Source organism: Streptomyces niveiscabiei (assembly GCF_001419795.1).
GTDB lineage: Bacteria > Actinomycetota > Actinomycetes > Streptomycetales > Streptomycetaceae > Streptomyces > Streptomyces niveiscabiei.
In genome coordinates this window covers 1-8,718 of sequence record NZ_LIRL01000190.1, presented here as the reverse complement: position 1 = coordinate 8,718, position 8,718 = coordinate 1, and the positions used below count along the sequence as shown (strand labels likewise).

The following is an 8,718-nucleotide window of genomic DNA, read 5'->3' as shown; positions in this document are numbered from 1 at the left end:
CCTCCTGTCCCCCGCCCACCGGGAGCTGGCGCGGACCGCCGAGGTGTACCTGGACTGCGCGGGGCAGGCGGGCCGTACGGCGGCGGCGCTCGGCATCCACCGGCAGACGCTGTACTACCGGCTGTCGCGGGTGGAGCAGCTGACGGGGCTGGACCTGGACGACGGGGAGGACCGGCTGCTGCTGCACATGGGGTTGAAGGGGGCGCGGCTGTAGGGGCCTCAGCCCGCCTCAGTCCTCCTCCTCAGCCCCCCTCAGTCCTCCGCGAGCTTCTCCAGCCCGCTCGCGCACCCCGCCGCCAGGAGTCCGGTGAACCGGGGGCACGTCCACGACTCCAGCGTGCGGGTGTGCTCGGTGACGGGGAACACCTCGGGGGCGTACACCTGCGGCAGCCCGTGCCGGATGTCGACGTACCGGGTGGCGGGGTGGTCGTCGGTGTGGGCGCAGGTGCCGGGGCGTTCGGCGGCGGCGAGGGGGGCCATCAGCGCGAGGACCCCGGCGGCGACGTTGGGCGGCGGGCCCGGGTAGGAGATCTTCATCGTCTGGTAGGCGGTCATGAACAGGACGACGCGTTCGCGGACGTCGGCCGAGGCGTGGCGGCGGGCCGCCCACAGGCCGAGGTCGTCGGCGTACCGCTCGTTCCAGTGCTTGTGGTCGAGGCGGCCGACGATCTTCTCGACGTCGAGGCGCCCGTCGGCGCGCAGGTACTCGGCGTCGAGGTGGTCGAGGGGCCGCTCGCCGAAGAGCCGCTCGCGGCCCTCGCGGACGGTCGCCAGGGTCTCCTGGGCGACCTCCACGAGCCGTACGGGGCACAGGAGTTCGCCGATCGGGGGCTCGTCCCAGTCCGCGTGGCCGCGCTCGTACCGCTCGCGTCCGGCGGCGCAGGTCAGCCGGAGTCCGGCCTCGGCGTACTCGGGCCCGTCGTCGTCGAGTCCGCGGTGTTCCTCGTGGTCGCAGGTGGCGTCGGCGTAGTGCGGGAGGGTGTCCTCGACGGCCTCGATCAGGTCGTCGAGGATCTCCTTGTCGCGGACCATGCCGGAGACGAGGTGCCAGCTGATGGCATGGGCGACGAGCAGCCGGCCGGGCCGCTCCTCGTCGTCCGCCGCGGCCAGGGCGGACACCTGGCAGGCGAGGGTCACGTCGGGGTCGCCGGTCGGGTAGAGGTTGAGGGTCGAGGAGAGGCTCTCGATGTCGTCGAGGGTCTCCTCCGGTATCCGCGCGGGTACGTCGCCCGCCGAGCCCGGCACGACGACGTCGAGGGCGATGCGCGCGTACCCGGCGATGTTGTTCGGGCAGGCCCACTCGTCGCGGGGGGCGTCGTACGAGGGCCACTGCGCGGGGTCGGCGAGGGTGCGGACACGGCCGGCGAGGTCGCCGTCCTGCTCCTCCTCGTGGTCGCGGTAGGGGTGGCTGCCGTGGGTGCAGGGGAGGGCGCGCAGGGCGGCGTCGGCGCTGGTCAGAGCGGTGCGGGCGGCTGTCGCTGGCTCGCTCTCGGGGCACTGTGCGAGGGAGGGGGCGAGGAGGACCAGGCCGAGGGTCCAGGCGTACGCCGTGTCCGCGCTGGGGTCGGCGGCGAGGCGGGCGGCGCAGTCGCGGACGTGGCGGTCGGTCTCGTCGTCCGGTCGGCCGGTGCCGCGCCGGTGGAGCTTCTCCCAGGCGCGGGAGAGGTCGTCGAGGGCGTGCGGATCTTGGTTCGTCACGGTCTTGTCGACGTGTGGGGCGGGGGGCCAGTTCCCGGCGGGAGGAAGAGGGGACTGTTGAAAATGATTGTCATCATGTTAGCGTCTGGGCGACCATGTCTTGACCGCCCTTTTACCCGGAGTGCTCCGTGCGCCTGCCCGCTCGTCGTCTGATACCCGCCACCGCCCTCACGGCGGCCTCGGCACTGCTCGTGTCGGGGTGCTTCACGGGGTCGTCCGGTGCGAGCGGGGACGGCGGGAAGCGCGTCCGCGTCGCGATGATGCAGCCGCCCCGGTCGGGCCTGTCGCCGCTGTCGGACGACGCGTTCAAACTGTCGCGCTGGTCCACGGCCGAGACGCTGGTGAAGCTGGACGCCGACGGCGACGCCCAGCCCGCGCTGGCGACCAAGTGGACGCGCTCCGGGAAGAGTTGGACGTTCACCCTGCGCGACGGGGTCACGTTCCACGACGGCACGGCGCTGGACGCGAAGGCCGTCGCCCGCTCGCTGACACGCGCCGCCACCGCCTCCCCCAAGCCCCGCATCCTGGACGGCGTCGAGCTGACCGTGCAGGCGTCCGGTGACAACGTCGTCGTCACGACCGGTGACGAGGACCCGCTCCTCCCCCAGCGTCTCAGCTCCCCCCAGCTCTCGATCCTCGCGGCGAAGGCGTACACGGGGAAGACGGTGAACCCGGTCGGCGCGGGCACCGGCCCCTTCGAGCTGGTCGCCGTGAACGGCACGTCGTCCGCGACCCTCGACCGGTACGACGGCTACTGGGGCCCCAAGGCCAAGTCCCCCGGCATCGACGTGAAGTTCGTGCCCGACGGCACCGCCCGGGCCGCCGCCCTGCGCAGCGGCGAGGCGGACATCGTCGAGGCGGTACCGGTCTCGCAGGCCGCGCTCCTCGACCAGAAGCTGATCACCGAAGTCCCGATGCCCCGCACCAACACCCTTTACCTGAACGCCTCTTCGGGCCCCTTCAAGGACGCCTCGCTGCGGGCCGCCGCCCGGCAGGCCATCGACGCCGAGTCCATCGTGAAGGGCGTGTACGAGGGCCGCGCGGACGTCGCGAAGGGCCTGCTCGGACCCGCGCTCCCGTGGGCCGCCGGGCTGCGCAGGCCGGTGACGCGGGCCGCCGCCGGGCAGCCGAAGGGCGCGAGCATCACCATCGGCACGTTCACCGACCGCGCCGAGCTGCCCGAGGTGGCCGCCGCGCTCCAACAGCAGCTCCAGAAGGCCGGGTTCAAGGTGAAGCTGGAGGTGCGCGAGTACTCGGCGATCGAAGCGGACGCGCTGGCCGGGAAGTTCGACGCGTTCATCCTCTCCCGGGCGACCGTCCTCGACTCCGGTGACCCGGCGGCATACCTCTACAGCGACTTCGCCTCGGACGGCTCGTTCAACATCGCCCAGCTCAAGGACCCTTCCGTGGACGCCGCGTTGAAGAAGGCAGGCGTCCAGCCGACCGGGGACGCGCGGCGGGCCGCGATCATCGCCGGGGAGGCCGCCGTCCTGGCGACCGACGCGGCGGTGCCGATGCTGCACGAGCGGGTGATCCAGGGGGACGCGGCCGGGGTGGTGGACGCGGCGCACGACCCCCGGGAGCGTGAGCTGATCACGGCGTCGACGTACGTGGGTTCATGAGACTCCGTCATCTGTCGCCGGGGTCCGGCGACTTGCGTTCCTTCTGGCGCCCGAGTCCAGCCGGGCTGACCCGAACTCTCGGTCTCCTCGCGGTCGTTGCCGCCGTCGGCCTGCTCCCCTGGCTCTCCGGGAACGACCCCGCGCTGACCGTCCTGCGGGCGCGCTCGGCGGAGCAGGAGCCGACGAAGGAGGCCCTGGACGCGATCCGGCGGGACCTCGGTCTTGACGCCGGTCCCCTGTCCCTGCTGGGGAGTTGGGCCTCCGACCTGCTGCGCGGCGACCTCGGCACGTCCTGGGTGTCCGGCACGGACGTCCTCCCGTCGGTCACCGCCGGGCTCCAGGTCTCGCTGGCCCTGATGGGCGCGGCCCTCGGCGTCGCGGTCCTGCTGGCCGCGATCATCGTCGCGCCGGTGCTGGTGCGCGGGCGGGGTTCGGCGGGGGCCGGGGCCGCGATGCTGGCGGCCGTACCGGAGTTCCTGCTCGCGACCGTCGGGCTGCTGGTGTTCGGCGTGTGGCTCGGCCGGCTCCCCACGTCCGGCTGGGAGGGGCCGACGCACATGGTCCTGCCCGCCGTCGCGCTCGGCGTCCCCGCCGGTGGCCTGCTCGGGCGGCTCGTCGCGGACGCGCTGCCGTCCGTGCTCGACGAGCGGTGGGTCGAGCTGTGGCGGGGCGCCGGGGTGAGCCGTACGCGGGTTTCCGGGGCGGCGCTGCGGCGCGTACTGCCGCCGCTCGTCCCGCAGTTCGGGATGGTCGCCGTCGGTCTGACGGGCGGCGCGGTCGCCGTGGAGACCGTCTTCGCGGTCCCCGGCATCGGGCGTACGGCGCTCGGCGCGGCCAAGTCGCAGGACCTGCCGCTGCTCCAGGGTTCGGTGCTGGCCCTGCTGCTGCTCGGGCTCGTCATCGGGGCGCTGTCGGCGCTGGTGCGGCGCCGGTTGCTGGGGCCCGCGCTGCGGGACGCGTCGCTGGCGCTGCCGCCGCCCCGGCCGGTGCGGGTGCCGGTGGCCGTGCCGGTGGCGCTGTTCGCGGTGCTCGCGGGGGCCGTCGGGTGGGGGGTGCTGCGCGATCCGTACTCCGTGCACACCAACGAGCGGCTCTCCGCGCCGAGTTGGGGGCATCCGCTGGGGACGGACGGGCTGGGGCGTGATGTGCTCGCGCGGCTCGGGCACGGGGCCGCCACGACGGTCGGGACCGCAGCCGCCGTGTGTCTGCTGGGGCTGCTCGTCGGGCTCGCGCTCGGGTTCCTGCCCGGGGTCGCGGCCGGGGCGGCGGACATCGCGAACGCGTTGCCGCCGGTCATCGTGGGAATTCTGGTCGTCGCGGCGACCGGGCCGGGAACCGGCGGCGCCGCCTTGGCCGTCGCCCTCGTGTCGTGGCCCGCGCTCGCCGCGCATACGGCCGCGCTGGTGCAGGAGGTGCGAGCCTCGGCGTTCCTCACGGCCCAACGCGCCATCGGGGCGACGCCGTCGTGGATCCTCACCCGGCATGTGCTGCCCACGGTGGCGGGGCCGGTGGCCCGGCACGCCCTGCTGCGGCTGCCGGGGATCGCGCTGGCGCTGGCGTCGCTCGGATTCCTGGGGCTCGGGGCCCAACCCCCGGCGCCCGAGTGGGGGTTGCTGCTCGACGAGTCGCGGGCCTATGTGGAGCGGGCTCCCTGGGCCGCGCTGGCCCCTGCGGTGGCGCTGGCCGTGCTGGCCGGGCTCGCGGTGTCGGGGGCGGCGTTCGTGGAGGGGCGGGAGCGGCGGAAGGCGAAGAAGGAAGTGTCCCTTGCAGCATGATGAAGTGGTGGGAATCGACGGTGAGTTGACGAGCGAGCCGCTGGGCGCTGCGCTGCTCTCCGTCCGTGACCTCCGTGTCTCCTTCTCCGGCGTCGAGGCCGTCCGGGGCGTCTCCTTCGACGTCCGGGCCGGTGAAGTCCTCGCGATCGTGGGCGAGTCGGGGGCCGGGAAGTCGCTCACCGCCCGCGCGCTGCTCGGGATGCTGCCGAGGGAGGCGGTGCAGAAGGGCGTCGTGGAGCCGGACTTGTCGGGCCTGCGGGGGCGGCGTATCGCGCTGGTCCCGCAGGACGCGCTGTCCGCGCTCTCCCCCGTGCACCCCGTCGGCGACCAACTCGCCGCCGCCGTACGGTCGGTGCGGCGCGTGTCGCGGGCCGAGGCGCGTGCGGCTGCGGTCGCCGCGCTGGAGCGGGTGGGGATTCCGGACGCGGCGCGCAAGGCGCGGGCGTATCCGCACGAGTACTCCGGCGGGATGCGGCAGCGGGCGGTCGTCGCGATGGCGACCGTCAACGAGCCGGAGATCCTGGTCGCGGACGAGCCGACGACCGCGCTGGACGAGGAGCGGCGCGAGCAGGTGCTGGCGCTGCTGCGGGCCCAGGCGTCCGCGCTGGTGCTGGTGACGCACGACGTGGAGGCGGTACGGCTGCACGCGGACCGGGTGCTGGTGATGTACGCGGGGCAGGTCGTCGAAGTCGGGCCCGCGAAGCGGGTACTCGAAGCGCCGCGTGCCCCGTACACGGCCGGGCTGCTGGCCTCGCTGCCCCGGCCGGACGGGCCGAAGCGGCTGCCCGTGCTCGCCGGTCACCCTCCGCTGCCGGGGGCGATGCCGGCGGGGTGCGCGTTCGCGCCGCGCTGTTCGTTCGTGACCGAGGTGTGCCGGGTGTCGGAGCCCGCGCCGCGGGAGGCCGACGGGCGGACGGTCGCCTGTCATCACTGGGAGCGTGTGTGAGCGAGTACCTTCTCGACGTCCGTGACCTCGTCGTCCGGTACGGTTCCGCGACCGCCGTGGACCGGGTGTCCTTCGCGCTGAGCGCCGGCGAGACCCTCGCGCTGGACGGGCCGAGCGGGTGCGGGAAGTCGTCCACCGCGCTGGCCGTGTTGCAGCTGCGCCGCCCGGCCTCGGGGGAAGTGTGGTTCGAGGGGCGGGAGTTGACCGGGCTGCCGGAGCACGAGCTGCGTGCCGTGCGGCCCCGGATCCAGCCCGTCTTCCAGGACCCCTACGGCTCGCTGAGCCCCCGGCACCGGATCCGGGACGCCGTCGCCGAGCCGCTGAAGGTGCAAGGGCGGTGGGACGCGGCGACCGGTCCGGCGAAGGTCGCCGAGCTGCTCGACCGGGTCGGTCTCGACCTGTCGTACGCGGACCGGCGTCCGCACGAGCTGTCCGGCGGGCAGTGCCAACGCGTCGGGATCGCGCGGGCGTTGGCGTCCGAGCCCCGGCTGCTCGTCCTCGACGAACCCGTCTCCGCGCTCGATCCGTCCGTGCGGGCCGGGGTGCTGAACCTGCTCGCCGATCTGCGGGACGAGCTGGGGCTCGGGTACCTGTTCATCTGTCACGACCGGTCCGTCGTACGGCACTTCGCGGACCGGGTCGTCGAACTGCGGGACGGCAGGGTCACTTCGGGGCAGCCGCGGCCATGAGGCGGCGCAGGCCCTCCGTCAACTCCCTGCCGTCCGGGGCCGACTTGGGGTCGAACCGCCACTGGGCGATGAGGCCCAGCATCAGGGTGGTGTAGAACGCGCCGAGGGTGTCGGTCGTCTCGTCCGTGACGTCCGCCTCCGGGACGCCGGTGAACAACTCCACGAAGCCGCGCGCCCCTTCGCGCTGGGCCCTCGCCAACTCGTCCCTCACCTGCGGCAGCTGGTCGCCCATGACGACGATCTCCATGCTGAGGCTCCACAGCGAGCCGGGGTCCTTCATCGTCGCGACGACGTTCGTCCACACCTCCTCGAAACGCTCCAACGAGCCCGGGGGGCTGGTGAGTTCGGGGCCGTCGAACGCGTCCGACATCTCCTCGACCATCCCGACGTACGCCTGTGCGAGGAGCGCGTCCTTCGAGCCGTAGTGGTAGCCGATCGACGCGAGGTTCGTTCCCGACTCCTTGACGATGTCGCGGGCTGTCGTCCTGACGAAGCCCTTCGCCAGGAGGCAGCGCTTGGCTCCTTCGAGCAGATCTTCACGGTGACCCATGGGGGCAGTCTAGCGCCGACTCATACAGGCGTCTTACACAGTCGTTCTATACAAGCGTTTAAGACGGCTGTATGGTTCCCGGCATGACGCACCCGACGACGCACGTGAACCGTGCCGGACGGCGTGAGTGGACCGCTCTCGCCGTGCTGATGCTGCCGCTGCTGCTGGTCTCCATGGACGTGTCCGTCCTCTACTTCGCCGTCCCCGCGATCAGCGCGGACCTCGAACCCAGCGGGACCCAGCAGCTGTGGATCTTCGACATCTACGCGTTCGTGCTCGCCGGGCTGCTGATGACCATGGGGTCGCTCGGGGACCGGATCGGGCGGCGGAGACTGCTGCTCATCGGCGCCGTCGCGTTCGGGGCGGCCTCGCTGCTCGCCGCGTACGCGCACACCGCCGAGGCGCTCATCGCCGCGCGCGCCCTGCTCGGCGTGGGCGGGGCCACGCTCATGCCGTCCACCATGGCCCTCGTACGGACCATGTTCACGGACCCCGTCCAGCGGGCGCGGGCCATCGGGCTCTGGGCCAGCGTCATGACCGCCGGGGTCGCCCTCGGGTCCGTCATGAGCGGCGTCCTCGTCCAGTACTTCTGGTGGGGGTCCGTCTTCCTCGTCAACCTCCCTGCCATGGCCCTGCTGCTGCTCCTCGGGCCGGTGCTGCTGCCCGAGTCCCGCGATCCCTCGCCGGGGGCGTTCGACTGGGTGAGCGTGCCGCTGTCCCTGGGCGCCGTGCTGCCCGTCGTCTACGGGCTCAAGGAGATTCCCTCCGAGGGGATACGGGGCGAGTACGTGCTCTCCCTCGTCGTCGGGCTCTTCTTCGCGGTGCTGTTCGTCCGGCGTCAGCGGTCTGTCCAACACCCCATGATCTCGCCGTCCTTGTTCAAGGGGCGGGGGTTCGGGGTGGCCCTCGGGCTCAACTCCGTCGCCGCGTTCGGGATGATGGGGTCCGCGTTCTTCACCACGCAGTACCTCCAATCGGTGCTCGGCAAAAGCGCGTTGGAGGCATCGCTGTGGGCCCTGCTCCCGGCGGTACCCATCGGGATCACGGCTCCCTTGGCAACATCCCTCGTCCACAAGGGCATCGACCGGGCCTACGTGGTCACCGCCGGCTTCCTGACCGCCGCATGCGGTTACGCCATGCTCTCCCTCGCCGGCCCCGACTCCCTGTGGCTCGTCCTCGCCGCGTGCGGCGTCCTGTCCTCCGGCATCGTCGCCGTCATGTCCCCCATGACCGACCTCGCGGTGAGCTCCGCCCCACCCGAACGCGCCGGCTCCGCCGCCTCGTTGCTGGAGACGGGGAGCGAGTTCGGGGGCGCGATGGGAATGGCGGTCCTGGGCTCCATCGGCACGGGCATCTACCGCCACGAGATGCCGGGGACGGCTCCGGATGTGGCGCGGGAGACGCTGGGGGGCGCGCTGGCGGTGGCGGACCGGGTGCC

Annotated in this window: 8 protein-coding genes; 6 read left to right on the top strand and 2 right to left on the bottom strand. The window is 73.0% G+C overall.

Going from position 1 to position 8,718, the window contains the following annotated elements:
* Positions 1–214: PucR family transcriptional regulator (locus AOK24_RS10730; RefSeq protein ID WP_167376821.1), on the top strand; the 214-nt coding region annotated here is incomplete at its 5' end.
* Positions 215–252: 38 nt separating this feature from the next.
* Here AOK24_RS10730 and AOK24_RS10725 read toward each other — a convergent pair.
* Positions 253–1,698, bottom strand: coding sequence for a hypothetical protein (locus tag AOK24_RS10725; protein WP_107103932.1), 1,446 nt, complete (start codon positions 1,696–1,698; stop codon positions 253–255).
* 128 nt (positions 1,699–1,826) lie between these two features.
* On the opposite strand from AOK24_RS10725, the gene AOK24_RS10720 reads away from it, so the two are divergent.
* The 4 genes from AOK24_RS10720 to AOK24_RS10705 are packed head-to-tail and all read left to right on the top strand — an operon-like array spanning position 1,827 to position 6,730.
* Complete coding sequence (locus tag AOK24_RS10720; RefSeq protein ID WP_055719835.1) at positions 1,827–3,320, top strand: ABC transporter substrate-binding protein; 1,494 nt, start codon at positions 1,827–1,829, stop codon at positions 3,318–3,320.
* Positions 3,317–5,095 carry an ABC transporter permease subunit gene (locus tag AOK24_RS10715; RefSeq protein ID WP_107103931.1) on the top strand — a complete coding sequence of 593 codons (1,779 nt, stop codon included), beginning with the start codon at positions 3,317–3,319 and terminating at the stop codon, positions 5,093–5,095. Before AOK24_RS10720 ends, AOK24_RS10715 begins: the two co-directional genes overlap by 4 nt.
* Before the next feature lie 7 nt (positions 5,096–5,102).
* The gene (locus AOK24_RS10710; RefSeq protein WP_240553789.1) at positions 5,103–6,041 is read left to right on the top strand and encodes an ABC transporter ATP-binding protein; all 939 of its coding nucleotides are present in this window, start codon (positions 5,103–5,105) and stop codon (positions 6,039–6,041) included.
* A complete protein-coding gene (locus AOK24_RS10705; RefSeq protein ID WP_055719833.1) occupies positions 6,038–6,730 on the top strand; it encodes an ATP-binding cassette domain-containing protein in 693 nt (230 codons plus the stop codon). Before AOK24_RS10710 ends, AOK24_RS10705 begins: the two co-directional genes overlap by 4 nt.
* Here AOK24_RS10705 and AOK24_RS10700 read toward each other — a convergent pair.
* Entirely contained in the window at positions 6,705–7,280 is a 576-nt protein-coding gene (locus tag AOK24_RS10700; RefSeq protein WP_055719832.1) for a TetR/AcrR family transcriptional regulator, read from the bottom strand. The two genes, AOK24_RS10705 and AOK24_RS10700, sit on opposite strands and share 26 nt — an antisense overlap.
* An 83-nt stretch (positions 7,281–7,363) precedes the next feature.
* Here AOK24_RS10700 and AOK24_RS10695 point away from each other — a divergent pair.
* Positions 7,364–8,718: MFS transporter (locus AOK24_RS10695; protein WP_055719831.1), on the top strand; the 1,355-nt coding region annotated here is incomplete at its 3' end.

Excerpts from the sequence above, each read along its gene's own strand:
- AOK24_RS10715 (WP_107103931.1), top strand. The coding sequence starts at position 3,317 with ATGAGACTCCGTCATCTGTCGCCGGGGTCCGGCGACTTGCGTTCCTTC.
- AOK24_RS10700 (WP_055719832.1), bottom strand. The coding sequence starts at position 7,280 with ATGGGTCACCGTGAAGATCTGCTCGAAGGAGCCAAGCGCTGCCTCCTG.